Genomic DNA, 25,058 nt, shown 5'->3' with positions numbered 1-25,058 from the left:
CTCGTTGAACAGCAGAACTCGTGAATCACGGTTTTCATGCGCTTCGTTCGCGCACTCAATCACGCGCTTTCGATGCAAACGACGCTGCCCATTTACATGGGCTTTTAATTAGACTCTCAGGTCGACAACGGCCTTCTCCCGGTTGCATTCAAGCGCGAATAATGCGCAAGCGCAGATTCACCGCATGCGGTGTTGCACGCGTGAGTGGCATCTGGTCCGGGGAAGTAAGTCAGTGGGTACGCTTGTGCGCCGCACCAATCAGAAGTCATTCTAAACGGAAACAATCGACAAAAGTTTGCATATTCCTAGGTAATAACCCTAGTCTCAGTAAGAACTGCCGCATGAAAGATACGCCGACATTGGGAAAACGTCGAACGGACGTGCAATACAGCTGCTGTTTAGCAAGGGAAATTGCGTGGATAGTCTGACGAATGCTTTTTGAAAGTTTTCGCCGTCGGCTGCGGGAAGCCGTCGGCGGCGGCGCGCGAAGCGCCTGCCGTTTCCCCGAAGCACCGAACCAATTCAATGCCAGCTATTCATTATCTACTTAGTATTAGCCGATTTTGTCCGCGTCGACTCAGCAAGGTCTAACACGTTCATGACACGCGAATGTATTGCGGCAAGTTGTCCCTGCAGGTTAAATCGCCAAGACCAGTCTGATACCTTTGGCTCGTGAACAACACGCCATCATTCTGGTATTCGTTAATCGCTCTTCTTTGGTCAATACAACATCGCGATGATCGACTTCACCGTCCAGCACGCGAATCTCGCACGATCCGCATAGTCCTTCTTCGCAATCGCTTTGAATATCGATGTTCGCGCGCCTGAGTGTGGTCAGAAGCGTCTGATCGGGCGGAACGGTCAACGTCAGACCGGAATCCCGCAGTTCGACTTCGAATGCGTGCTCCGTGGACGGGTCCAGCGCGCCCAGCGTGGATTCGAAATGCTCCATCTTCAGCGCGCCTTCGGGCCACCGGGCGCTTGCGGCCGACAGCGCTTCCATCATGCGTGCCGGGCCGCACGCATAGACTTGCGTGTCCTCCTCGATGCGCAGCGCCGAAAAGTCGTTGCGCGCGCCCTCCTCCGATACGTACAGGCGCAGCCGTTCGCCATGCAGCGCGCTCAGGTCGTCGATGAACGCCATCGACGCGCGGCTGCGACCGCTATAGTGAATCTGGTATTCGATGCCCTGCTCGCGCGCGTGGCGCGCCATCGCGCTGATCGGCGTGCTGCCGATGCCTCCGGCAATCAGCACGACCCTGCGCGCAGCGGGATCGAGCCGGAAGTGATTGCGGGGTCCGCGAATGCGCCAGTGCGCGCCAGGCTTCACGGTGTCGTGTACCCATGCCGAGCCGCCGCGGCTCGCGGTCTCGCGCAACACGGCGATCTCGTAGGCGGCCGAATCGGCCGGATCGCCGCAGAGCGAATACTGCCGTGAGATGCCGCTGTCGCCGCAGATGACGTCGATATGCGAGCCCGGCGCCCAGCGCGGCAGCGCGCGGCCATCGGCCGCGACGAGGCGAACACGCGCGATGCGATCCGCGCACATCGACACCGATTCGACGATCACCGCGCGGCTCACAGCATGCGACGACGGCTCGCCGATGCGCACCGTCGCGCGCGGCTCGCGCACCGACGGATTCGTGCGCTCGGGATTCAGCGCGGGGTCCCATTCGACGTGGAGATGCTCGGGCCCGCGAAACGACGTGTTCGGCACGTACGTGAAGCGCTGCTCGGCGAGCCGCATGTGCGGCAGGCGGCGCGTGAGTTCGTCGAGGAAAATCTGCATCTCCATACGCGCGAGATTCTTGCCCATGCACTGATGCGCGCCGTAGCCGAACGTCAGCTGATCGCTGGCATTTTCGCGGCGGATGTCGAAGAGGTCGGCGTCCGCGAACTGATGCGAGTCATGGTTGGCGGATGACGTCACGATCAACAGCTTCGCGCCCGCCGGAATGTCGATTCCGCCGATCTTCACGTCGCGCGTCGCGAGCCGCCGCCACGCCGCGACCGATCCGTTGTGCCGCAGGCACTCTTCGACCGCGTTCGGAATCAGGCTCGGGTCTTCGCAGATGTCGCGCCACGCCTGGCCGTGTTGCAGCAACAGCTTGATCGCGTTGGCCGCCGCGTTGGCCGTGGTCTCGTGCGCCGCGACGATGCCCGCCATCATCATCGAATGCAGATAGGAGTCCGTAACAACGTCGGGCAGTGTCTGCTGCTTGCGGATGCCGTACTGCATCCAGCCGGGGCCGGACGGGTCCTCGCGCATCTTGTCGAGCACCTTGCCCGCGTACTGCCAGAACTTGCCGACCGCATGCGCGACCGCGACCTGCTCCTCCGGCTTCGGCCGGCCCCACGTATTCACCGTATGCGCGATCGAATATTCGCGCAGCGTGTCCATGTCCTCCTCGGGCACGCCGAGAAAATGCAGCGCGACGGTCAGCGGCACTTCCCACAACATCTGATCGACGAGATCGGCGCGGCCATCGTCGATGAAGCGATCGAGATACTCGCGCGTGAGCGCGCGGACCATCGGCTCGTGATGCGCGAGCGCCTCGGGCGTGAACGGATCCATCAGCGCGCGACGGCGTGGCATGTGCGCAGGTTCGTCCTCGTTGACGAGCGTGCGGTTGAGCGCGAAGCCGTACGACGCGAGCACCGCGTTCGCTTCCGGCCCGGTCGGCGTGATCTTCTCCAGCGCGATCGACGGGCTGAACGTGAGGTTGTCGCGAAAGATCGCCTTGATGTCGTCGTAGCGCGTGACGACCCAGTAGCCGAGCTTCGGGCTGTAGAACACCGGCTCCTGTTCGCGCGCCCAGCGCACGTACTCGGGCGGGTCTTGCTGATAGCCGTCGCTGAACGGATCGAAGTCCGCGGCGCGCGCGCTCACCGGGCAGCCGTTCGGCGCGGTCGAGTGGAAGGGGCATTGCGTCGCGGGTGTCGTCTCGGAAGTCGCGGTGTTTGCGTCGGTCATCAGGTTCGTCTCCTTGTCTTATTTATATAGGTGTCAGACCGGCTTTCCTTCGCTCGATGCCCAGTTGCGCATCAGCGTATTGCTGGGCCGCGTCTCGTCGATCATCTTGCGCGCCGTTTCGCGACCGGCGACAGGCAAGCCGGTTGGATCGAGCACGCCGATCTGCACCAGCACCGACGCCTGATCCCAATAGATGTGTTCGTTATAGAGCTTGTCGCCGCGAAAACGGACCACCGCGAGCATCGGCACTTCGAAATAGCGGCCCGTGGGAGCGAGGCCCGGCAGCAGCCAGTCGATTTCGCGATCATGCGTCGCGCAGAACACGAATTCGTCGACGATCCGGTCCGCGCCGATCGTGCGCGAGACCGGAATCAGCTTCGTGTCGTCCGGGTTCGAGTGGACGAAGTGGTATCGGTAGAAGCGTTTCAGCTCGTCGTATCCGACGCCGCCCGTCATCGTCGGAACATGGTTGACGTACGGCTCGGCGACCATGGTCGGCATGACGGCGTCGACATCGCGTGTCGCGAATTCGAAATAGCAGTGCTGTTCCCACAGGCGGTCGAGGTCGTAGACCGGACCGAGCACCTCGCGCAGCAAGCCGAGCGTGCGCGAGTAGGCCATCAGCGCGGCGGGTTTGTCGTACGGCGAGTCGGTGGACGTGGCGGGCGCGGCGAAACCGGGCGCGCAGCCGCTATATATATAGCGCTGTATCTGGGGCTTGCTGGCGAAGGCGTCGCTCGCTTGCGTTTCCGCGAAATGGAAGACCATCGGGCAGCGGATGGTGCGCAGGTCGTCGAGGCAGGCGGCGAGGTCGTCGGGATAGTAGGCCACCGCGCAGTCGATGTCCGCGTTCGCCGCCGCCTGCACGGCAAGCCGCCCGCCCGCGCCGAAGCCGACCGCGCCGACTTTGCCCGCATGTTCCGGCAGCGCGCGCAGGGCCTCGATGACCGCCGCCAGGTTTTCCATCGACACGCCACCGCCCCGATGCTCGCGCCCCGCCAACTCCGGCGCCAGCACGACATAGCCCTCTTCGGCGAAACGCTCGGCGGTCGATTGCGTGAAGTTGTCCAGGCCCGCGGCGTCGTGCAAGAGCAGCAGTCCCGGTCCCGAGCCTTGCGCCGGGCGTGTCACGTACGCGCGCATCGGGCCGCCTTCGTGGATGGCGATGTCGGTAAAAGTCCCAGCCATGTCAGGCGTCTCCGGAATTGTCGGTCAGGAAAGCAGCGTATCGGCAAGCAGCTTCACATTCAACACGACAATCACGCCCGCGACCAGCCACGCGAGCGCCGCCAGCCATCGGCCGATCACGAAGACGCCCATCTTCTGGCGGTCCGAGACGAAGCGCACGAGCGGCACGACGGCGAACGGCAGTTGCATCGAGAGGACTACCTGGCTCAAGACGAGGAGTTGGCCGGTAGCTCTTTCGCCATAGATCGCGGTGACGGCGATCACGGGCGTGATGGCGATCGATCGCGTCAGGAGGCGGCGCGCCCAGTTCGGCAGGCGCAGCCGGAGGAAGCCTTCCATCACGATCTGACCGGCGAGCGTAGCCGTCACCGTCGAATTCAGACCGGAGGCGAGCAGCGCGACCGCGAACAGGGTCGACGCGATACCGAGACCGAGCAGCGGCGACAGGAGATGGAACGCATCGGCGATTTCCGCCACCTGATCGTGACCGCTGCCATGGAAGACGGCCGCTGCGACAACGAGGATCGCGGCGTTGATGAACAGCGCGAGCGTCAGCGCGAGGGTGCTGTCGATCGTCGCCCAGCGGATCGCGTCGCGGCGCGCATCCACCGAAGCGCCATAGGCGCGCGTCTGCACGACCGACGAATGCAGATACAGGTTGTGCGGCATGACCGTCGCGCCGAGAATGCCGATCGCGAGGTACAGCATCTCGCGGTTCGCCACGATTTGCGGCGACGGAACGAAGCCGCGCAGCACCTGCGCGAGCGGCGGCGCCGCCGCGGCGATCTGCAGCGCAAAGCAGACCGCGATGACGACCAGCAGCGCGATGACGAATGCTTCGAGGAATCGGAATCCTCGGTTGACGAGGAGCAGTAGAAGAAAGGCGTCGAGTGCCGTGATCAGCGCGCCGAGCACGAGCGGAATGTCGAACAACAGCTTCAGCGCGATGGCGGTGCCGATGACCTCGGCGAGATCGCACGCGATGATCGCCATTTCGCACGCGAACCACAGCGCCAGATTGACGGGCCGGGAGTAATGATCGCGACAGGCCTGCGCGAGATCGCGCCCCGTCGCGACACCGAGCCGGACGGCCAGTGCCTGCAGCAGAATCGCCATCAAGTTCGACAACAGGATGACCGCGAGCAAGGTGTAGCCGAAGCGCGATCCGCCGGCGATATCCGTCGCCCAATTGCCGGGGTCCATGTAGCCGACGGAGATCATGTAGCCGGGGCCGGCGAACGCGAGGAGCCGCCGAAACCAGCTGCCGCCGGTGGGCACTCGCACCGACGCGTAGACCTCCGGCAAACTCGGGCGCAAATCGTCCTGTCGAGCATCTTTGTACGCGGGGCGAGGGTCGCGCATCGGCACGTGCCTCCAGCAAGGCGCTTGTCAGTGAACGAATATGCGCCGGGCAGATTAAAGATACAAGCTCCGGGCGGGTCGTCGACGTCGGCTGCTGATAATCCTACTTATCAGATGTAGCGATTTGGGTTGTCAATTTCACACGGAGTTGATAACCTCGCCGCAAATGGCTGATATTAAAGACAAAATTTCTCGTTCTCAAGTCGCGCTGCACGACGGCCCGGCGTCGCAACGACTCACGCGCCAGCATTTCGCCCTGTATCGCGGCTATTTAGACGGCGTGTCCGAAGCGCAGCTTCACGCATCGTATGGCGACTCGGGCAGCGACGTGCGCAGCACTCGCCGGCTCATCGCTGCCCTGCGCGACACGCTGTCCGTGCTCGCGCGCCGCGCGCAAGATATCGAGGCCGCGCATCTTCTTCGGTTGCGTCCGGGGAGCATTCCGTCGACGCCCGCCGAACTCGCCGCGAGCGCGCCTTCGCTCGAGGCATTCCGCGAGCGCGTCGACCCGGATGGTGTATTCGGTGAAGCCGAGTTGCTCGCGTTGTACCGCGAGGCGTATCCCGCGGACGCGTCGCCCGCGGTGGACCGGCGGACCGCGCGAAACATGCGCCTGCGTCGGCGTCAGGCGGACGCGCTCGCGCGAATGGAAGCGACGCTCGTCCACGATCCGAAGCCAGAGCATCCGGTCGATGGATGGTTCGAGCCGGCAGTCGCGGCGCGGCTCGCGGCGGCCGGAATCGAGACGATCTCGGATCTGATCGCGCTGGTCGAAGGCCGGCGACATCGGTGGTACACGGCGGTGCCGCGACTCGGTCCCAAAGGCGCGCAGCGGATCGTCGACTGGCTGCAGCTGCACGCGGATGCGCTCGGGCACAGGCTCTCGCAAGTGGCGCTGGTGCCTCGTCGGCAGTGGACAGCGGATGCGCCCGCGCGCCCCGCTGCCGATGGTGATGCGGTCGCCGTCGCGCCGCTCGAAGCAGTTCGCGTCCCCGCTCCGCTCGACGGCTCCAATGGGACGAACCGGGCTACTGGCGCGAGTTGCCCCCTCCGCACGGATATCGAGGCGATTACCGCCTGGCTCGACGCGCGTTCGGCAAGCGAGCATACACGCCGGGCATACCGACGCGAGGCGGAGCGGCTGCTGCTGTGGGCATTGGTCGAGAAGAACAAGCCGCTGTCGTCACTGACTTCACTGGATTGCGGCGATTATGTTCATACCTTTCTCGTCAACCCGCCCGCCGCGCGTTGGGTGGGGAGAGAGCGCGTCGAACGTTGCCTCGCCGGCTGGCGGCCGTTTGCCGGGCCGTTGTCCGATCGAAGCCGTGAGACGGCGCGCGCGATACTCAACGCCATGTGCCAATGGCTGGTCGAAGTCGGTTACCTGGCGACGAATCCATTTAGCGGGTTGTACCGTGCGGCGACGCCGCCCGTTTTCGATGCAGAGACGCGCTCGCTCGACTTCGAGCAGTGGAAGTACGTTTTCGACGCCGTGAACCGGCCTCAGTATACCTTCACGGAACACCGCGACCGCCTCGCGCTGCTGCTCGCGTATGCCACAGGATTGCGCCGCGGCGAATTGGCGAGCGCGACGACCGACATGCTGTCAGTCGGGCGTCTTGCGGGCGTCGATGCGCAGGTTTGGCGGTTGAGCGTTGGCCCGGCATCGCGGGGAAGGAGGAGCCGCTCGGTACTTCTGCCGCCGATCGTGATCGAGGCGCTGCAAGAAAACCTCGCCATGCGCGGACTTCCCGGCGCGCTGGATTGCCCGGAAGGCACCCCGCTGCTCTCCCAGGCGCGCAGCGGCGGGTCGATCACGCCCGACGGCATCGGCAAGCTGTTTAAGGCGATCTTCGCGAGCGCCGCCGCTGCGGCGGAAAAGGAAGCTCCCGGGTCAGGGCGTCGGCTCGCGCTCGCGAGTACGCACTGGCTTCGGCACACGCATTCCGCGCATGCGCTGGCGCAGGGCGCGGACATTGTCCAGTTCGGCAAGGGCCTCGGGCATGCGAGCCTCACGACCACATCGCTCTACTTGCAGGGCGACGGTTCGCGGCGTTTACTTGGCGTCGAGCGGCTTCTCAGAGAGACTTTGGCGCTCGGATCGTCGTCAGAATCCGCTTAAGGCTGTCTACGGGTGCTTCGGGACGTTGTAAAAATGCCTGCGAGGACCTGGAAACGACTTCAGAGTTTACTTGAGGTTTACCGGTTGGGCGTTTATTCTTCGGTTTGCAGTATGTTTTCCACAAACCGAAGAATTATTTGCTTACCCAGGCCCGCCAGTGACTGCGAACTCCATGTTAAGCGCCCGGCTTCCCGAAGTCGATCAATCCGTTTCCATCGAAACGCTGCTGGGGGTGGCCGCCCAAGCCACTGACATCCTCAATCAGATCCGCGACGCGATGCTCGAGCCATACCCTCGGAAGAGCGCGCCGACGTTCACGAGCGCGCAGGTCGCGTCACTGTGCGGGATCGACAAGCAACGGTTTCAGTATCTGACGACCAAGGGTGAGCTGCCGGCGGGAACGTCGAAGGGCGCGGGACGGAGCAAAGAGTTCACGTTGGAAGAAACCCTCACGTGGGTTCGCGCGACGAAGGAACGCGTCAGGCGCCCCGAGGGCAAGCGCGGACGCATTGTGACGGTGGCGAACTTCAAGGGCGGCGTCGCGAAAACCACGACTGCCGTTTCGGCTGCGCAGGCGCTAACGCTGCTCGGCCGACGCGTGTTGGTGATCGACTGTGATCCCCAAGGCACCACGACGCAGCTGTGCGGGTGGGCGCCCGACGCCGAGATCTCCGACGACCAGACGCTCTTGCCGCTCATCTATGGCGACCAGGAGACGCTGCGTTATGCCGTCCAAGAGACCTACTGGCATAACCTGGATCTCATCCCGGCCTCCTCGTCGCTTTTCGACGCCGAATTCGAGATACCGGCGAAGGTGCTCAACGACAGCACGTTCGAGTTCTGGGAAATCGTCCGCAAGGGCTTGCTGCCGTTGACAGACGAGTACGACGCGATCGTCATCGATACGCCGCCCGCGCTCAGTTATCTGACCATCAACGCGCTGCTGGCGTCCGACGCCATTCTCCTCCCTTGCCCGCCCGAAGCGCTCGACTTCGCGAGTTCGACGCAGTTCTGGCATCTATTCGCGGACATTGCCAAGAAGCTACCGGGCGTACTCGAACAGAAGCGGTTCGATTTCGTGAATGTGATTCTGACGAAGGCCAAGTCCGACGACGTTTCCCGCGTTGTTCGGGGCTGGTTGCAGAAAGCTTACGGCGATCGCGTGTTGCCGTTCGAGATTCCGGAGTCCACGGTACCGAAAGGCGCGTCCGCGCAACTCTCGACGGTCTACGACTTGTCGAAGCCTGACGGAAGCACGGCCGCTTACAACCGGTTCAAGGAGCCGCTCGACCGGCTTGCAGAACACCTCGACGCGCAGTTCGTGCGCGCATGGAACCAGAAGGAGGAATAAATGGGGATTGGCGACAGGCTCCTCGCGAAGACGGCGAACGTCGGGAGCAAGCCGTCGGAGACGGCGCAGCGGCCCGCGAACACCGAGCCACGTACATCGCCCGGCAGATTGATGGATGCGCAGCATCGCATCAACACGGCACAGGCACGCATCAAGGAACTGGAATCGCAACTGGAAGAGCGGGCGGCGCTTGAAGTGCCGCTCGACGCGCTCGTGGAAGTGCCGGGGCGCCGCCGTAAGCTCACAGCCGAACAATTCCAGGAGCTAAAGAGTAACCTCGCGCAGCACGCGTTGGCCACTCCGATACTCGTCCGTTCGATCGCAGACGGGCGTTACGAAATCGTCGCCGGGCACAATCGGGTCGCGGCTTACAGGGAACTCGGGCGCAGCAGTATTCGCGCGAACGTGGCATCCATCGACGAAGGCGAGATTGAGTTTGCCGCTTTTTTCTCGAACCTTCTGTCTCCGTCCCTCACGGATTTCGAAAAGTACTGGAACTTCAAGCGGCTTCAGGAGTTGAGCGGACTCTCGCGGACGGAGATCGCCGACAGCGCCGGATTGAGCAAGAGTCACGTGAGCCGGATTTTCTCGTTCGATGCGTTACCGGACGCAGCGAAAGAAGTTCTGGCGACGAAGCCGGAACGACTCGGGAGCAATGCTGCTCAGAAGCTCGCCGCGCTGGCAGAAGCGGGAAAGTTCGAGAAGGTTGTCGAAGCAGTTCGGCGCCTTGTCGACGACGAGAACTTTACGCAGGACAAAGCAGTTGCACTGGTCGCGGAGAAACCGAAAGCAACCCCGCCGAACTCAACAGTTGTTCGCGCCGGGCGGCGGAAAGTTTGTGAAGTTACCAGCCGAAACGGAGTGGTAGGAGTCCGGTTCTTCGAAAAAGACGCGAATGCGGCGGACGATTGGGGTCAGCGAATTGCGGATTTCATCAGCAAGTCGCTAAGCGAAGCAGCCGACGACGAATAACCTACTAGGTACTCGTTTAGAATCAAGGACTTAGCGTTTAGCCAGCCAAACATTAACATCCTTCCGGACCATACCAGCACATCAGTTGGCCGAGGTAGCCATGTAACCAATACCCTATAAAAGACAAAAGCCTTCGGCGCCAACCGAAGGCTTTTGAATTCGGGCTTAACTGCTGTTCGCCCGGTTCGCTTCCCGACGCCAATCGGGTCACGAGTGCACATCTCGAAGTTTAGCGGATCGCGATCGGCAGTCAAGCGTTTGCCCTCCATTTCTCGAAATGGACGCACTTGACATGCATATCGCGCAACTTTCCGTTGCTGGCGAGGGTAGTTCTCGTCCGCAACACCATGAAATCCTCCGCGGACCAGAAGACCAACAGGCGCTGGACGAATACGCTTGTGATCGGTCGAACCTCCCCTGGGTTATCTTTCGTGCGGCACATCGCGCGAATCACTTATCCGCGCTACCGGCTCGCGCGCGGGCGGTCCTCGCCGCTCTGGCGCGGACAGTCGATGCTGCGCGCCCGTTTGCAGCCATATTCGCCCGACGCGAGCTTTTGACAGGGCGAGCACTGCAATCCATGCGGACCTTCTATCGCAGCCTCGACGATCTAGAAGCTGCCGGATTCATCACCCGCCCCCCGCAAGCAAGGTACGGGAGCGCTGGTCTTTTTGGTCGCGCATATCTTCATTTAACAGCCAAAGCCGCCGACCTGCTCGGGCTGACAGAGAAGCCACAAGACACGTCCAGTTCCTCGCCCGAGACGCGACCGTCGCCTGCACGCAGCCCCAGCGACGTTTCATTGGCCGGACCGTCTGTCACGGTGGCAGACGGTGCTATATATAAGGATCTATCCCCTACTAATCAAAAGAGACAACCGGGACGCCTCCCCGCCGACCTCACGCGCCTGCGCCTCCTGGGATTCCGTGAATTCTTCATCTTTAAACTCATGGGCGAAGCTCGCCAACACCGAAAGCGTCTTTCCGACGTCGTAGAAACGACCTGGGACCATCTCAAGCGAGCCAAGCACCCCGTCAGCTATCTTCGCGCTCTGCTGCGAAAGCCCGTCGACTACGCGTATCGAGTTCGTATGCATCGCGCTGAATCCGCCGAACAAGAAACGCGCGAGTTGAACGACCTGCACGTTCACCAGGCCGCCAAGGCGATCGCAGGCAAAGCGTTTGCAAGCAGCGACGGGCTCACGCGTTATTTCGTGTCTGCCGACGCAACCGAACTTACCGCGCATCACTGCGATGAAGCGCGTCCTCGCGTACGCATAGGAGCCTGGGCCAGCGACTTCGTCGCCGCACTAGATGCCGGCCGCATCGTGCCCGTTACAGATACCGCTGCGCACGTCGCGGCCGCTGTATCGCGTCGCAGTGCGGCCGATCGGGGCGACGCCGCACTCGCGCAGCCACCGTTGCCGAGCACGGCACATATGAACGAACTCAAGCGCTTCCTCAAGTTGAAAACGGGCGGCATCGCCCTCAGATCGTCTTCAAGCGAGAAGTTCGGACGCATGCGCGGGAGCGGTCCCTCATCTAAGCGCCCCGCACTGTCTGACGTTTCGCCGCAACGCACAGACCTTTTGAAAAACCTGCTGCGTCGCAACAAATCCTGATATACTCCAAGGTTCCGCCTCTAGAGGCGATTGAAATACGCAAGCTGCGCGACTAGCCGGTTTGCGCGCTTTGCTCGATGCGATTCTCAGCAAGCCGTCCGTGATCGAAACTCATTCGATATCCATGCGGGTCGTACGCTCGCTTCCGGGGACCTGTCATCGCCGAGCAAACCTGTCGAGGAGAAAGTATGGCAAGTTTTGATCGGGAAGATTCGGAGCTGGATATCGTCGCGCCGGCGCGCAAATCGCCGGGCCGACGCGCAGGCAAAGCAAAGGGCCAGACCGGCAACGTGCAGCCCGATGTCGTGATGACGGCGGAGCAGGACGAAGAGCGCCAGCGTCAAATGCGCGCGTTGATTCAACTGGGCAAGGAGCGCGGCTATCTCACGCATGCCGAGATCAACGACCACTTGCCCGACAACTTCGCGCAGACGGCGGCGATGGAAACCATCGTCAGCACGTTCAACGACATGGGCGTGGCCGTCTACGAGCAAGCGCCGGACGCCGAAACGCTTCTGTTGAGCGACAACGCGCCGACGGTGGTGACCGATGAACAATCGGAAGAGGAAGCCGAAAACGCCCTTTCGACCGTCGATTCGGAATTCGGCCGCACGACTGACCCTGTTCGCATGTACATGCGCGAGATGGGCGCCACCGAACTGCTCACGCGCGCTGGCGAAATCGCTATCGCGAAGCGCATCGAAGACGGCTTGCACGAGATGATCCAGGCAATTGCCGCGTGCCCGTCGACGGTGGCGAGCATTCTGGCGGACGCCGCGCAAGTCGAATCCGGCGAGCTCAAGATCGACGAACTCGTCGACGGTCTCAAGGAAGACGACGCAGCGGAAGAAGAAATTTCGGCATCCGAAGTGACGGAATCGACCGACATCGATACGGACGCCGAAGAATCGGATAGCGACGAAGACGACGACGGCGACATCGAAGGTGGCGACGCCGGTGCATCGAACGAAGCGCGTTTGAAGCAACTGAAAGCGGACTGTCTCGAAATTTTCGCTCGCGTGCGCGAGTTGGCCGAACAAGCCAGTCATCTGAAAGGTTCGGGCGCCGCAGCAACGAAGGCGGTCGAACGTGCGCGCGCCGAAATTCAGCGCGAACTGGGGTCGATCCGTTTCACGGCTAAGACCATCGACCGTCTGTGCGCGAACGTTCAGCAGCAAGTCGCGCAAGTTCGCGAGATCGAACGTCGCATCCTGCAGATTGCCGTGGATCGCTGCGGCATGCCGCGCGAGAAGTTCGTCGAGTCGTTCCCGGGCCATGAGACCGACCTCGAATGGACGGCTCGCACGGCCGCAAGCGCCAAGCAATACGGTGCATCGCTCGAACGCAGTTTGCCGGCCATTCAGGCAGAGCAGCAAAAGCTCATCGACATCGAAGCCGCAGTCGCGATGCCGCTCAAGCAACTCAAGCAGATCAACCGTCAGATGACGGCTGCCGAGCTGAAGATGCGTCAGGCGAAGCGCGAGATGATCGAGGCGAACCTGCGTCTCGTGATTTCGATCGCGAAGAAGTACGTCAATCGCGGCATGCAGTTCCTGGATCTGATCCAGGAAGGCAACATCGGTCTGATGAAGGCGGTGGACAAGTTCGAATATCGCCGTGGCTGGAAGTTCTCGACGTATGCGACGTGGTGGGTTCGTCAGGCCGTGACGCGCTCGCTCGCCGATCAGGCGCGCACGATCCGCGTGCCGGTTCACATGATCGAAACGATCAACAAGCTGAACCGCATCTCGCGCGAGATTCTGCAGCAGACCGGTCAGGAAGCGCATCCGTCGGTGCTCGCCGAGCGCATGGAAATGCCCGAGGAGAAGATCCGCGGCATTCTCAAGATCGCGAAGCAGCCGGTGTCGCTGGAAACGCCGGTCGGTGAGGACGCCGATGCAACGCTCGGCGACATGATCGAAGACCAGGGCGCCGCGTCGCCGGCGGATGCCGCCGTGCACGCGAACATGCGCGCCGCGATCGACGACGCGCTCAACGCGCTGTCGCCGCGCGAAGCGAAGGTTCTGCGCATGCGCTTCGGTATCGACACGGCGTCGGACTACACGCTCGAAGAACTCGGCAAGCAGTTCGATGTGACGCGCGAGCGTATTCGCCAGATCGAAAGCAAGGCGATGCGCAAGCTCATGCACCCGAGCCGCGCGGACAAGCTGCGTCCGTTCCTGGATCGCTAAGCTAGAACCAGCAAGTCGAGTAGGTCCATAACGCGTGCCGTCCAATGGACGGCACGCGTTTTTTTTCGCCTGCGCCGCTCAGCCGCGCGTGGTGCCCTTCGGTGCCGATGCCGCCGCGCACGCCTGGAGCGCGACGATCGCCTTACGCGCGAGCGTCACCGTCTCTTCGCAAGCGTGAACGTTCGCGAAGATCGAACATCCGCCGCCCGCATCTATTTTCGATACCGCGCGGCGCACGCGTTCCAGCGCCGATTGCGGTGAGCCGCTGTCTTTCACGATGGCGGCGACGTCGAATGCGCTGCCGCCATCCGTCTCGACATAGCCGGGGCATTGACCGACCGCCTGCGCGTGCGCGCCGGCGCACGCGAAACCGACGAGCGCAACGACTGCGAGCGTTCGCGGGCAGCGCCTGCGAAGACAGAAGAAGCGAAGAGTGTTCATGGCGTCGCAATCCAACAGAGCATCGCATCGAGATATGGCGCGCCGGGCTCATCGATAGCTTTCGTGCAGCACCGCGTTGTCCACAGTTTCCGTGCACAAGCGTGTGGATATCCTGAGCATCGCCGAGCCAACGCGTTGATGCGAAACGTGTTTCGCCCGTCGTGCGAAATGCGCGCGTGAAACGCCTATTGTGGGCCGGTTCAAAAAAGCGCGTTCGCTCTCGTGTTTTCGATCGGTTCCCACGACGACGCAATGTCGTTGTCCACAATTTCAGTGGTCAACCATGTGGATATCCTGAGCATCGAGCGGCTAAGTTCTTGACGCTCCACGCGTTTCCGCAGACGTCGCGCAATCATGCGTCGCGCGACGATCGCAGCGCATCGTCGCTACTAGGACTCAACCGCGCTTCGGAATGTCGAGCCCGCGTTGCACTGCTGGCCGCGCGAGGAAGGCATCGAGCGCGCGGTGCACATGCGCGTACGCGTCGAACTGAACGAGATCGCGCGCCTCGTAGAAGCCGACCAGATTACGCACCCACGGAAACACCGCGATATCCGCGACGCTGTAGTCGTCGCCCATGATCCACTCGCGGCCGGCGAGCCGCGCGTCGAGCACGCCGAGCAGACGCTTGCTCTCCGCCACGTAGCGATCGCGCGGCCGCTTGTCCTCGTAGTCCTTGCCCGCGAATTTGTGGAAGAAACCGAGCTGGCCGAACATCGGACCGACGCCGCCCATCTGGAACATGAGCCATTGAATCGCTTCATAACGGCGCGCCCGGTCTTCGGGCAGCAACTGGCCGGACTTGTCGGCGAGATAGATCAGAATCGCGCCCGACTCGAACAACGCGAGCGGCTCACCGCCGGGTCCGTTCGGGTCGATGATCGCGGGAATCTTGTTGTTCGGATTCAGCGACAGGAATTCCGCAGACATCTGATCGTTCGTATCGAAGCGCACCAGATGCGGCTCGTAGGGCAGGGCGGTTTCTTCCAGCATGATCGACACTTTGACGCCGTTCGGCGTCGGCAGCGAGTAAAGCTGGATACGGTCGGGATGCTGCGCGGGCCATCTGCGGGTGATCGGAAAGTCGGAGAGCGCGGGCATGGCGGGTCCTGTTCGATGGGAATCGCTCAATATAGCGAGTTCGCTCACGCCATGCCGCCGCGACGCTCACCGTGCCGCAGCTCCCGAAAGCTGGCTCGGAAATTGCGGCATCCGCCACGCTTCCCGACAAAAGACCGGCGCCCAGAGCCGGGATTTCAACGACCAGACTCCTCAACCGCTGCCTTGCCGCCGCCATGAAAACCGTTCCTCTCGCAACGCTTACCGCGCTCGCCGCTGTGGCTGGGGGATTGCTGCCCAGCGTGTCGCAGGCTTACCCGCTCGAACAACAGCTCGACTGCAAGTCGAGCGCCCATCGATTCATCGCGCCGCTGCGCGACGAGCAGTACATCGACGCGAGCCCGATGCGCGTCGAAGCCAATTCGGTCAACGCGTTCCGGCCGACGCACGGCAGCGACCTCACCGCGTACGGCTTTCGCGTCTACGCGGTGCTGGGCTACGAACACGGCGACGCGCTCTTCAAGCAGGGCAAGGGCGAGCCGATCAACGATTCGGCGTATGGCGTCGTCGTGGTCGGATCGAAGGAGTCGGTCGAGGCGCGCGTGCGCGATGCAGGCAGCACGGCCGTGGTGCACGAAGTCGTGCCGATGCTCATGACCGCCATCTTCTGCAACGGCAGCCCGATGCGAAACACGGCCGGCACGGTCGCAACCGACACGACTAGCAGTCATTGAAACGGCGTTGCAAGGCATATCGCCGATAATGTTCCCCTGATCGACGACGCGCGCACTGTCGCGCGCCACCCAACACTTCCACACAAGGAACCGGAGGACGACGCTCGCGCGCCCGATCCGGTCGACAGGAGAACGGAGACATGCCTGAAGCAGCCAACACGAATTCGAAGATCGCGGTCGTCACCGGAGCGGGCAGCGGCATCGGACGCGCAGCGGCGCTCGCGCTGCTCGCCGATGGCTGGTCGGTGGTGCTGGCGGGCCGCCGCGCCGCGCCGCTGGAATCCGTCATCGCCGAATCCGGCGCGGGCGAACGCGGGCTGGCCGTGCCGACCGACGTGGCCGATCCCCAGTCGGTCGAACGGCTCTTTCAGGCGGCGGTGGAGCGCTTCGGACGCGTCGATCTGCTGTTCAACAATGCTGGCGTGAGCAACCCGCCCGGCCCGTTCGAAGACTGGACGCCGGAGCAGTGGCAGGGCGTCGTCAACGTCAATCTGAACGGCATGTTCTATTGCCTGCAGCACGCGTTTCGTACGATGCGCGCGCAGTCGCCGGGAGGCGGGCGCATCATCAATAACGGTTCCATTTCCGCGAGCGCGCCGCGTCCGAATTCGGCCGCCTACACGGCGACGAAGCATGCGGTCGCGGGCCTGACGAAATCCGCATCGCTCGATGGCCGCAAGTACGACATCGCGGTCGGCCAGATCGATATCGGCAACGCGCTCACCGAACTGTCCGAGCGCATGTCGCGCGGCGTGCCGCAGGCGAACGGCGAGATCGCCGTGGAGCCGATGATGGACGTGAAAATTGTCGGCCAGTCCGTGCTGTACATGGCGAACCTGCCGCTCGAAGCGAACGTGCTGTTCCACACCGTGATGGCGACCAAGATGCCTTTCGTCGGCCGCGGCTGAACGCGCTATTCGGTGCGATACCAAACGCGAATGCCCGAGTACCAATGGCTTACGTTGGTATCGTCACCGGCGCCGAAGGTGGAGAGACTTTCCACGTTCAACACGTCGATGCGATTCTCCGCGATCCACCGGTTCGCGCGTTCGACGAGCGCCGCGCCGTTTTCGTACACGTTGCCTTTGATCAGGTGATGCTGCACTACCTGCCGCTCGAAATCTTCGTAGGCGATCTTCGTCATCGGTCGTCTCCTTCTCGATGTTCTTATCGCCGGCTTCGGCAAGCCGGCGCATGTCTCGCGTGACTGATTCGAGCATCATATGGCCTGAACGATGAAGCGCGCGGGGCGGTTTACCCGCGGTTCGAATGCTCGCGGCTTGTGACGATCGTGCCGGGCGGCTCGTCCGAACCGGTGTAACGCGAAACCGCTGCACGCATTTGGCCGCCGTCGCCGATCTTCGCTACCATCTCCCGGTGGCGTCGATACCGGCGCGGCCCTCACCTGATCCCATGTCCTTCGTTTTGCTCGATCCCGCCATGCTTGCCGGCGATCCGCTCGACGCCGAGGAAGCACTTCTTGCGCGCGCCGCGTCGGGCGATGCCGTCGCGCACATTTGGACCGCACCCGTCTCGCTCTCGGTGCCGCGCAGCTATCAACGCTACCCGGCGCTCGCCGATGCCCGCGCAAGCTTCGCGCGGCGCGGCTGTCCGGTGTGGCAGCGTCTGTCGGGCGGCGGCCTGGTGCCGCAAGGACCGGGCATCGTGAACCTGAGCCTCGCGTATCCCGTGCGCGCGCCGATGGGCGCGCTCGCCGAGACGGTCTATCTGCACTTGTGCGGCATTCTGGCCGACGCGCTGCGAACACTCGGCGTCCTCACGCATCATCAGGCGGTGGACGGCTCCTTTTGCGATGGACGCTTCAATCTGGCGTGGGGACCCGGCAACGATGCGCGCAAGATTGCGGGCACCGCGCAGTACTGGCGGCGCGCGCCGCAGCCAGCCGATGAGCGCGACACGCCGCTCTACGCCGTGCTCGCCCACGCCGTGTTGCTGGTGAATGCCGACCCGGTCGAGATCAACGAGCGCGCCAACGCGTTCGAAGCGCTCATCGGCAGCGGACTCCGCTATCAAGAGATGAAAGTCGTCACCGTCGCGCAGGCGCTCGCGTACGAATGCTTCGAGATTCCCGCCGACCTGCACGCGCGCGTCTGCGATGCGCTCGCCGCGCGTCTTGCGCTGGCTTCGCTGCCCGAGACAGGTTGAGCGTCTGGTCGCTGTCCGTTTCAACCGCATCGAGGTGGCCATGCCGCTCAGACGTGCATCGAACGGCTTCTTTTTTGCGCTGTGGGTCGCCGTCTGCGCGGCCGCGCCCGAGTTTCTGTGGCAAGGACTCGTTTCGCTTGTCGGACACTTTTCGCTGACCGACGCCGCCGCGGCGCTTCTGATCGGCGCAATCCTCGCGTTCTTCGTCGATCCGGTGCTGGAGCGCGTGCGCGCACTCGGCGAGGACGCGACGCATCGAAGCCCCGACAAGTCGCCCGCCTTCGCCGCGTGCGAAGCGTTGAGCTTCGCCGTGGTGGCCGTGTGCGTGCACGAGGCGATCACCGTCTATGTCGCCGCGAGCCATTCGAACGAGCAGGCCGGCGAGAATCTCGCGAAAGCGGTCGCGCAGGCGGTTCAATGGGCGGCGATGCCCTTCTTCATCACCCTCGCGTGGCTCGCGGCGCGCGGGCCGCGCTGGACGGCATGGCCGGCGGCATTGCTCGCGGTCGTGATCGGCTATCTGTGCGGTGTGGCCTTCGAGTGGGGAGGGCGCGTTATCGCGACGACGCTGATTCCTTCAGTGCTGATTCTGATCGCGGGTTCCGTGGTCGTGCGCGACCAATGGGACCCGTCCACGTTTCGCCGCTGCGCCCGCGCGACGGCCGTCGTCGCGGCGACGTGGCTCGTGTTGACCGGCGCGCTGCAAGTCGCGCTGTGGCTCGCGCACGTGCAGAGCTTTCGCATCTACACGAACGCGGAGTTCTGGAGCGACCTGCGGTTCTACATCGGCTGGGTAACGGGGCTGCTGGTCGCGCCGGGGATGGTCGCTCCGCTCAATCCGCACGTACGCTCCGCCGACGATAGCTGGCGCCGCCGCCGTTGATTCGACTCAGGTCGAAGGCGGCGGAGGCGGCTGGATGCCCGGCGGCGGTGGCGGCGGCGGAGTTGTGTAAGCGCCATTGGGCGGGACGGTTCGCACAGCGCCGCTGACGGGCACTTTGTCGCCCGCCGCGTACATGCACTGGAGATACGCGTAGTCGTAGCTGCGCTGCACGCCGTAGCCGGACGACTGCGCCGCGCCTACGCCGAACGCGCTGCCCGTGAGCAGGCCCGCGCCCGCGCCGATAGCCGCGCCCGAGCCGCCGCCGAACGCCGCGCCCGCCGCCGCGCCGATCGCGGTGCCCACGACCGCGCTTCCAACCGCGCTGTTGTTCGCGGCCTGATCGGCGCTGACGCCGCCGACCTGCTGGAGCGCGAACTGACGGCACGAGGCATCGTCGGCGCGGAACTGATCGAACGTCTTGGTGGAGCCGGGAAGCGCCATGACGCTCGGCCCGCTCGGCATGACGGTGCATGCGGACAGGCCGGTGAGCGCGAGAAGAAATACGAGCCTTCGGTAGTTCATGGACGTGACTCCGTTAGCAATTCATCATTGATTCGACGGCGGGGGCGGTTGCGCCGGCACTTCGCGCCAGCCGCCCGGGCACTCCTTCACATACGGGTAGTACGTGCGCGAACCGTCGCAGTAGTACCAGGAACCGCCCGGCTGCGCGGCTGCGGCCTGTCCTTGTTCGACATACGTGGTCGGCGCGGCGGGCACCGCGACCACCGGCGCGGGCGGATAGTAGTAGTACGGCACGGGCGCCACCGGGTAATACAGCGGCGCGCCGAACCAGATTCCGACACGGCCGCCATGCGCGCTCGCGGTTGTCGCCACACCGGCGGTAGCGAGCACCGACATCGCGATAAGAGCCTTCAGGCGATTCACGACTTTCTCCAAAAAAATTCTTGCTCAGTTGCCTCGCGGCAGGAAACTTCTGGCTTCCACATGGCCGCGACGCGTGCATTCTTCTACGCTATTCCAGTCGCGGAAGAATTTCAATTACGGCACGGCGACGCATTCTTTCGGCGTGTTACCCGGTAATAATGCGTGTCAAGAACACCCGAAACCGAGGCGACCATGACCGATGCAGGCGGCACGAAAGAACGCGTTCGCGTTGTCGAGACAGTCACGCTGTCCGACGACTGGTACGTGCTCAGAAAAGTCATCTTCGATTTCCGGCGCCGCGACGGCACGTGGCAGCGGCAAAGCCGCGAGACGTACGACCGCGGCAACGGCGCGACCATCTTGCTACACAACCCGCGTACCGGCACGGTGCTCCTGACGCGCCAGTTCCGCATGCCGGCGTTCGTCAACGGCCATGACGGCATGCTGATCGAAGCGCCCGGCGGATTGCTGGACGACGCGACGCCCGATGCCCGCATCCGCGCCGAAGTGGAGGAGGAGACGGGCTACCGCGTGGGCCACATCGAGAAGATCTTCGAGGCGTTCATGAGCCCCGGATCGGTGACGGAGAAGCTTTACTTCTATGTCGGCGAGTACGACGGCGCGATGCGCGTCGGCGACGGCGGCGGCGTGATCGACGAGGGCGAGGAGATCGAGGTGATCGAACCGCCGCTCGACGAAGCGATGGCGATGATCGAACGCGGCGAGATCATGGACGGCAAGACGATCATGCTGTTGCAGTATCTTGCGCTCAGGCAAGCAGCGACACGGCCTTGACCTGCGCCCACACCGGCATGCCCGGCGCGATCCGCAAGCGATCCAGCGAGTAGCGCGTCACGCGGGCGAGCAGCGGCGAGCCGTCCACGTCGAGCCGCACGACTGCCTGCGACGGATTGGCGTCCTCGGCAATGGCCTTCACCGTCGCGGGCAGCACGTTCAGCACGCTGCTCTGCGTATGATCATGCTCGCCGGTCATGAGGCTCACGTCGCGCGCCTTCACCGCGACGCGCATCGGCTTGCCTTGCGCGACGGGGTCGTGCAGCACGCGCAGCGTCGCGCGTCCTCCCGGCAGCGCGAGCGTCAGCAGCCGATACCGCGCGTCGTAGCCAGCGACCGTGCCTTCCAGCACGACGGAGGCATCGTCGGCGAGGGCGATCGGCAAGTCGAGCCGGGCGAGCGTCTCGCTAATCGGACCGCTCGCCAGCGCGCGACCCGCGTCGAGCAGCACGAGATGATCCGCAAGCCGCGCGACTTCGTCGGGCGCGTGGCTCACGTAAAGCATCGGAATATCTAGCTCGTCGTGCAGGCGTTCGAGATACGGCAGGATTTCGAGCTTGCGCTGGTGGTCCAGCGAGGCGAGCGGCTCGTCGAGCAGCAGCAGACGCGGACTCGTCAGCAGCGCCCGCGCGATGCCCACGCGTTGCCGCTCGCCGCCCGACAAACCCGCCGGCATCCGTTCGAGCAAATGCGCGATCCCGAGCAGTTCCCCGACGTGCGCGAGATCGACGCGGCGCGTCGCGCGCGGCACGCGCTTGAGCCCGAATCGCAGATTCTCTTCGACGCTCAGGTGAGGAAAAAGGCTCGCTTCCTGGAAGACGTAGCCGAGCGCGCGCCGATGCGTCGGCAGGAAAACGCGGCGCTCGGTGTCGAGCCATACGTCGCCATTCACGACGAGCCGCCCCCGTGTCGGGCGCGCGAGGCCGGCGATGCAGCGCAACAGCGTGGTCTTGCCCGAACCGGACTGGCCGAAGATCGCGGTGACGCCGCGCCCCGGCAGATGCAAATCGACATCGAGCGAAAAGCCGCTATGTTCGACGACGAAGCGCGCTTCGATGGCCGCGTGCGCCGCGCCGCTGCGTGCGTCGTCGAGCATGAGCGAAGGTGACGTTAGTTCAGACATGCGCCGCCGCCGTCCGTCGAGTCGAATAGAGCAGAAGAAGCACGGCGAACGAAAACAGCACCATGCCGCCCGCCAGCCAGTGCGCCTGCGCGTATTCCAGGGCTTCGACGTGATCGAAAATCTGCACGGAGACCACGCGCGTGCGCCCCGGAATGTTGCCGCCGATCATCAGCACGACGCCGAATTCGCCGACGGTGTGCGCGAAGCCGAGAATCGTCGCCGTGACGATGCCCGGCCGCGCGAGCGGCAGCGCCACCGTGAAAAACGTGTCCCACGGACCCGCGCGCAGCGTCGCGGCGGCTTCGAGCGGACGGCGGCCGATGGCTTCGAACGCGTTTTGCAGCGGCTGCACGACGAACGGCAGCGAATAGATCACCGAACCCACGACGAGCCCGGCGAACGTGAACGGCAACAGACCGATGCCCGCCGCCTGCGTGAGCTTGCCGACCATGCCGTTCGGCCCCATCAGCACGAGCAGATAGAAGCCGATGACCGTCGGCGGCAGTACGAGCGGCAGCGCGACGACCGCGCCGACCGGGCCCTTCATGCGCGATGCAGTGCGCGCGAGCCACCACGCGATCGGCGTGCCGATGATGAGCAGCAGCACCGTCGCGAGCGACGCGAGTTCCAGCGTCAGCGCGATGGCCTGAAGGTCGGCGGTATCGATCGGCATGATCCGCTCAGAGTTGATAACCGAACGCTTTGATGACCGCCGCAGCCTTCGGACCCTTCAGATAGTCTTCGAACTGCTTCGCGACCGGATTGTCCCGGCCCTTGCTCAAGATCACCGCATCCTGCTTGATAGGCTCGTGCAGCGAGGCGGGCACGATCCACGCCGAACCGCTGCTTATCTTGCCGTTCTTGTAGATCTGCGACAGCGCGACGAAACCGAGTTCCGCGTTGCCGGTGGCGACGAACTGCTGCGCCTGCGAGATGTTTTGTCCTTCCACGATCTTCGACGCGACGGCCTGCGTCAGCCCGAGCTTGTCGAGCGCCTGCGTCGCGGCGAGCCCGTAGGGCGCGGCCTTCGGATTCGCTATCGCGAGGTGCGCGAACTGGTTCTTCTTCAGTACTTCGCCTTTGTCGTCCACGTAGCCGTCTTTCGCCGACCACAGCGCGAGCGCGCCGGTCGCGTAGGTGAAGCGGCTGCCCGGCACGGTCAGCCCTTCGCTTTCGAGTTTGGCGGGCGTGGTGTCGTCGGCGGCGAGGAACACTTCGAACGGCGCGCCGTTCTTGATCTGCGCGTAGAACTGGCCGGTCGCGCCATACGAGGCGACGACCTTGTTGCCCGTGTCCTTCTCGAAGTCGGCGGCAATGGCCTGCACGGGTGCCGTGAAATTGGCGGCGACCGCCACCTGCACTTCGCCGGCGAACGCAGCGGACGCGGCCATGCCGACTGCCAGCGGAAGCAACGTGCCAAGCATCGCGCGCATGAAACGGGTCTTCACGTAACGGCTCCTGTTCTTCGTCGTGTTGGTGTGTCGGGGCGTCTTTGGCCGGACGAGCCTGCGTAATATAGCCGAATATATGACGCGCGTTCGTGACATGATGAGGCTCGAGCGGGCGCTGGCTTTGTGTGAGCCTGCCTCACAGGAAGCGATTGACCGCGATTACCGTTATCGACGAAACTGTGCCGTATGGCGCGAGTTCGCGCCCGTGAGAAATGAGCGCTACTCACATGCTGCGGCAAACGAGGAGACAAGACATGAGCGATGCAATGAACCTGCAACGCCTGAGACTCGCCGTCGATGGCCCGATTGCCCGCGTAACGCTCGATCGGCCGGACGTGCGCAATGCGTTCGACGACGCGGCTATCGTCGAGCTGACGGCCGCGTTCCGCGCGCTCAACGACGACGCCAACGTGCGCGCAATCATCCTCGCTGCAAACGGCCCGGCCTTCTGCGCGGGCGCGGACCTGAACTACATGAAACGCATGGCGGGCTTCACGGACGCGGAGAACCGCGCCGACGCGCTCGGTCTCGCCACCATGCTCAACACCATCTATTCGAGCGCGAAGCCGGTCATCGCGCGAGTGCAGGGCGACGCCTACGCGGGCGGCGTGGGCCTCGTCGCCGCGTGCGATATCGCGGTGACCGTGGACACGGCGCACTTCTGCCTGTCGGAAGCCAAGCTCGGCCTGATGCCCGCGACCATCGCGCCGTACGTGATCCGCGCGATGGGCGCGCGTGCGGCCCACCGCTATTTCGTGACGGCCGAGCGTTTCGACGCAGCCGAGGCGCTGCGCATCGGTTTCGTGCATCAGGTCGTCGCAGCAGATGCGCTCGACGCCGCCGTCGACGGAATCGCCGCGAGCATCGCCGCGAACAGCCCGAACGCGGTGCGCGAATGCAAGCGGCTCGTCGCGGATCTGGCGGGCAGCGTCATCGACGAGACGCTCATGTCGGACACGGCGGATCGCATCGCGCGGATACGCGCATCGGACGAAGGTCGCGAGGGCGTGCGCAGTTTCCTCGAGAAGCGCAAGCCGTCGTGGCTCGCCTGAGCGAAGAAGCGCGGCGATGATCACGCTCCATCACTGCGTCAGCGCGCGCTCGTTCCGGCCGCTGTGGGCGCTCGAGGAAATCGGCCTGTCGTATGAATTGAAGATGCTGCCGTTTCCGCCGCGAATGATGGCGCGCGCCTTCATGGACGTGAATCCGCTCGGCACGGTGCCCGCATTCTCCGACGATGCACTCTTCATGACCGAATCCGCCGCGATCTGCCAATATCTCGCGGCGCGCTATTCGCCCGGCGTGCTCGATGTCGCCGTGCACGAGGCCGACTTCGGCCGTTATCTGAACTTCCTGCACTTCGGCGAGGCGACGCTCACGTTCCCGCAGACGCTCGTGCTGCGCTACACGCATTTCGAGCCACCCGAGCGCCGGCAGCCGCAAGTCGCGGAAGACTACGCGCGATGGTTCCACGCGCGGTTGCGCGCGCTCTCACCGCTTCTGGAACGGCAGGACTTTCTTTGCGCGGGCCGCTTCACGGCGGCGGACATTTCGGTCGGCTATGCGCTGATGCTGGCGGAGCATCTGGACTTGAGCGCGCGCTTCGCCGAACCGGTCGCGCGTTACTGGGCCCGGCTGCGCGAACGCGACGGTTTCATTCGCGCGATGCGCGCACAGGACGCCGCCGCCCGCGCGCAAGGCGTCTCGCCGGTGCCCGCGCCGGACACGCGCTGACCGGG

The 25,058-nt window shown here is 63.9% G+C and carries 24 protein-coding genes; 12 read left to right on the top strand and 12 right to left on the bottom strand.

Annotated elements, in window-relative coordinates:
• Positions 1-637: 637 nt before the first annotated feature.
• The 4 genes from LDZ26_RS21745 to LDZ26_RS21730 all read right to left on the bottom strand — a co-directional run bounded on the left by LDZ26_RS21745 (position 638) and on the right by LDZ26_RS21730 (position 6,191).
• The gene (locus LDZ26_RS21745; RefSeq protein ID WP_244850709.1) at positions 638-2,974 is read right to left on the bottom strand and encodes a cytochrome P450/oxidoreductase; all 2,337 of its coding nucleotides are present in this window, start codon (positions 2,972-2,974) and stop codon (positions 638-640) included.
• A 33-nt stretch (positions 2,975-3,007) separates the two neighbouring features.
• Entirely contained in the window at positions 3,008-4,162 is a 1,155-nt protein-coding gene (locus LDZ26_RS21740) for a dienelactone hydrolase family protein (RefSeq protein ID WP_244850708.1), read from the bottom strand.
• A gap of 24 nt (positions 4,163-4,186) precedes the next feature.
• Positions 4,187-5,524, bottom strand: coding sequence for an Nramp family divalent metal transporter (locus LDZ26_RS21735; protein WP_244850707.1), 1,338 nt, complete (start codon positions 5,522-5,524; stop codon positions 4,187-4,189).
• A gap of 271 nt (positions 5,525-5,795) precedes the next feature.
• Entirely contained in the window at positions 5,796-6,191 is a 396-nt protein-coding gene (locus LDZ26_RS21730; protein ID WP_244850706.1) for a hypothetical protein, read from the bottom strand.
• Here LDZ26_RS21730 and LDZ26_RS21725 point away from each other — a divergent pair.
• The 5 genes from LDZ26_RS21725 to rpoD all read left to right on the top strand — a co-directional run bounded on the left by LDZ26_RS21725 (position 6,171) and on the right by rpoD (position 13,782).
• Positions 6,171-7,646 (top strand): phage integrase family protein, encoded by a 1,476-nt coding sequence (locus LDZ26_RS21725; RefSeq protein WP_244850705.1) that lies wholly within the window; start codon positions 6,171-6,173, stop codon positions 7,644-7,646. The genes LDZ26_RS21730 and LDZ26_RS21725 overlap by 21 nt on opposite strands.
• Positions 7,647-7,818: 172 nt before the next feature.
• Positions 7,819-8,997: a ParA family protein gene (locus LDZ26_RS21720; RefSeq protein ID WP_244850704.1), complete on the top strand. Its 1,179-nt coding sequence runs from the start codon at positions 7,819-7,821 to the stop codon at positions 8,995-8,997.
• Entirely contained in the window at positions 8,998-9,969 is a 972-nt protein-coding gene (locus tag LDZ26_RS21715; protein WP_244850703.1) for a ParB/RepB/Spo0J family partition protein, read from the top strand.
• Between the two features lie 292 nt (positions 9,970-10,261).
• Positions 10,262-11,590, top strand: coding sequence for a replication protein O (locus LDZ26_RS21710; RefSeq protein WP_244850702.1), 1,329 nt, complete (start codon positions 10,262-10,264; stop codon positions 11,588-11,590).
• Positions 11,591-11,778: 188 nt separating this feature from the next.
• A complete protein-coding gene (gene rpoD / locus LDZ26_RS21705) occupies positions 11,779-13,782 on the top strand; it encodes an RNA polymerase sigma factor RpoD (RefSeq protein ID WP_244850701.1) in 2,004 nt (667 codons plus the stop codon).
• 78 nt (positions 13,783-13,860) lie between these two features.
• Here rpoD and LDZ26_RS21700 read toward each other — a convergent pair whose 3' ends face one another.
• On the bottom strand, positions 13,861-14,223 hold the full coding sequence (locus LDZ26_RS21700) for a hypothetical protein (RefSeq protein WP_244850700.1): 363 nt from the start codon (positions 14,221-14,223) through the stop codon (positions 13,861-13,863).
• Positions 14,224-14,619: 396 nt separating this feature from the next.
• Positions 14,620-15,324 (bottom strand): glutathione S-transferase N-terminal domain-containing protein, encoded by a 705-nt coding sequence (locus LDZ26_RS21695; RefSeq protein ID WP_244850699.1) that lies wholly within the window; start codon positions 15,322-15,324, stop codon positions 14,620-14,622.
• A gap of 194 nt (positions 15,325-15,518) precedes the next feature.
• On the opposite strand from LDZ26_RS21695, the gene LDZ26_RS21690 reads away from it, so the two are divergent.
• Both LDZ26_RS21690 and LDZ26_RS21685 read left to right on the top strand, forming a co-directional pair.
• Positions 15,519-16,016 carry a hypothetical protein gene (locus tag LDZ26_RS21690; RefSeq protein WP_244850698.1) on the top strand — a complete coding sequence of 166 codons (498 nt, stop codon included), beginning with the start codon at positions 15,519-15,521 and terminating at the stop codon, positions 16,014-16,016.
• 140 nt (positions 16,017-16,156) lie between these two features.
• Positions 16,157-16,924: an SDR family oxidoreductase gene (locus tag LDZ26_RS21685; RefSeq protein WP_244850697.1), complete on the top strand. Its 768-nt coding sequence runs from the start codon at positions 16,157-16,159 to the stop codon at positions 16,922-16,924.
• A 5-nt stretch (positions 16,925-16,929) separates the two neighbouring features.
• Here the strand turns inward: LDZ26_RS21685 and LDZ26_RS21680 are convergent, their stop codons facing one another.
• Entirely contained in the window at positions 16,930-17,160 is a 231-nt protein-coding gene (locus tag LDZ26_RS21680; RefSeq protein ID WP_244850696.1) for a hypothetical protein, read from the bottom strand.
• 269 nt (positions 17,161-17,429) lie between these two features.
• Here LDZ26_RS21680 and LDZ26_RS21675 point away from each other — a divergent pair, with 269 nt between their 5' ends.
• Both LDZ26_RS21675 and LDZ26_RS21670 read left to right on the top strand, forming a co-directional pair.
• On the top strand, positions 17,430-18,182 hold the full coding sequence (locus tag LDZ26_RS21675; RefSeq protein ID WP_244850695.1) for a lipoate--protein ligase family protein: 753 nt from the start codon (positions 17,430-17,432) through the stop codon (positions 18,180-18,182).
• Positions 18,183-18,222: 40 nt separating this feature from the next.
• On the top strand, positions 18,223-19,065 hold the full coding sequence (locus tag LDZ26_RS21670) for a hypothetical protein (RefSeq protein WP_244850694.1): 843 nt from the start codon (positions 18,223-18,225) through the stop codon (positions 19,063-19,065).
• Positions 19,066-19,071: 6 nt separating this feature from the next.
• Here LDZ26_RS21670 and LDZ26_RS21665 read toward each other — a convergent pair whose 3' ends face one another.
• Positions 19,072-19,587 (bottom strand): glycine zipper family protein, encoded by a 516-nt coding sequence (locus LDZ26_RS21665; RefSeq protein ID WP_244850693.1) that lies wholly within the window; start codon positions 19,585-19,587, stop codon positions 19,072-19,074.
• 24 nt (positions 19,588-19,611) lie between these two features.
• Positions 19,612-19,950, bottom strand: a complete 339-nt coding sequence (locus tag LDZ26_RS21660) for a hypothetical protein (protein WP_370650743.1) — start codon at positions 19,948-19,950, stop codon at positions 19,612-19,614.
• A 192-nt stretch (positions 19,951-20,142) separates the two neighbouring features.
• Here LDZ26_RS21660 and LDZ26_RS21655 point away from each other — a divergent pair, with 192 nt between their 5' ends.
• The gene (locus LDZ26_RS21655) at positions 20,143-20,745 is read left to right on the top strand and encodes an NUDIX domain-containing protein (protein ID WP_244850692.1); all 603 of its coding nucleotides are present in this window, start codon (positions 20,143-20,145) and stop codon (positions 20,743-20,745) included.
• Here LDZ26_RS21655 and modC read toward each other — a convergent pair.
• From modC to modA, 3 genes are read right to left on the bottom strand one after another with little or no spacing between them, the layout of a single operon-like run.
• On the bottom strand, positions 20,720-21,868 hold the full coding sequence (gene modC, locus LDZ26_RS21650) for a molybdenum ABC transporter ATP-binding protein (RefSeq protein WP_244850691.1): 1,149 nt from the start codon (positions 21,866-21,868) through the stop codon (positions 20,720-20,722). The two genes, LDZ26_RS21655 and modC, sit on opposite strands and share 26 nt — an antisense overlap.
• Complete coding sequence (gene modB / locus LDZ26_RS21645) at positions 21,861-22,541, bottom strand: molybdate ABC transporter permease subunit (RefSeq protein ID WP_244850690.1); 681 nt, start codon at positions 22,539-22,541, stop codon at positions 21,861-21,863. Before modB ends, modC begins: the two co-directional genes overlap by 8 nt.
• A 7-nt stretch (positions 22,542-22,548) precedes the next feature.
• Positions 22,549-23,301, bottom strand: coding sequence for a molybdate ABC transporter substrate-binding protein (gene modA / locus LDZ26_RS21640; RefSeq protein ID WP_244851125.1), 753 nt, complete (start codon positions 23,299-23,301; stop codon positions 22,549-22,551).
• Between the two features lie 272 nt (positions 23,302-23,573).
• Here modA and LDZ26_RS21635 point away from each other — a divergent pair, with 272 nt between their 5' ends.
• Both LDZ26_RS21635 and LDZ26_RS21630 read left to right on the top strand, forming a co-directional pair.
• Positions 23,574-24,371, top strand: coding sequence for an enoyl-CoA hydratase/isomerase family protein (locus LDZ26_RS21635; protein WP_244850689.1), 798 nt, complete (start codon positions 23,574-23,576; stop codon positions 24,369-24,371).
• A 16-nt stretch (positions 24,372-24,387) separates the two neighbouring features.
• Positions 24,388-25,053 (top strand): glutathione S-transferase family protein, encoded by a 666-nt coding sequence (locus LDZ26_RS21630; protein WP_244850688.1) that lies wholly within the window; start codon positions 24,388-24,390, stop codon positions 25,051-25,053.
• Positions 25,054-25,058 lie beyond the last annotated feature (5 nt).

Source organism: Caballeronia sp. SL2Y3 (assembly GCF_022879575.1).
In the GTDB taxonomy this organism is placed as follows: Bacteria; Pseudomonadota; Gammaproteobacteria; order Burkholderiales; family Burkholderiaceae; genus Caballeronia.
Note: the sequence above shows the minus strand (reverse complement) of the source record. Positions and strands in the feature narration are given on the sequence as shown.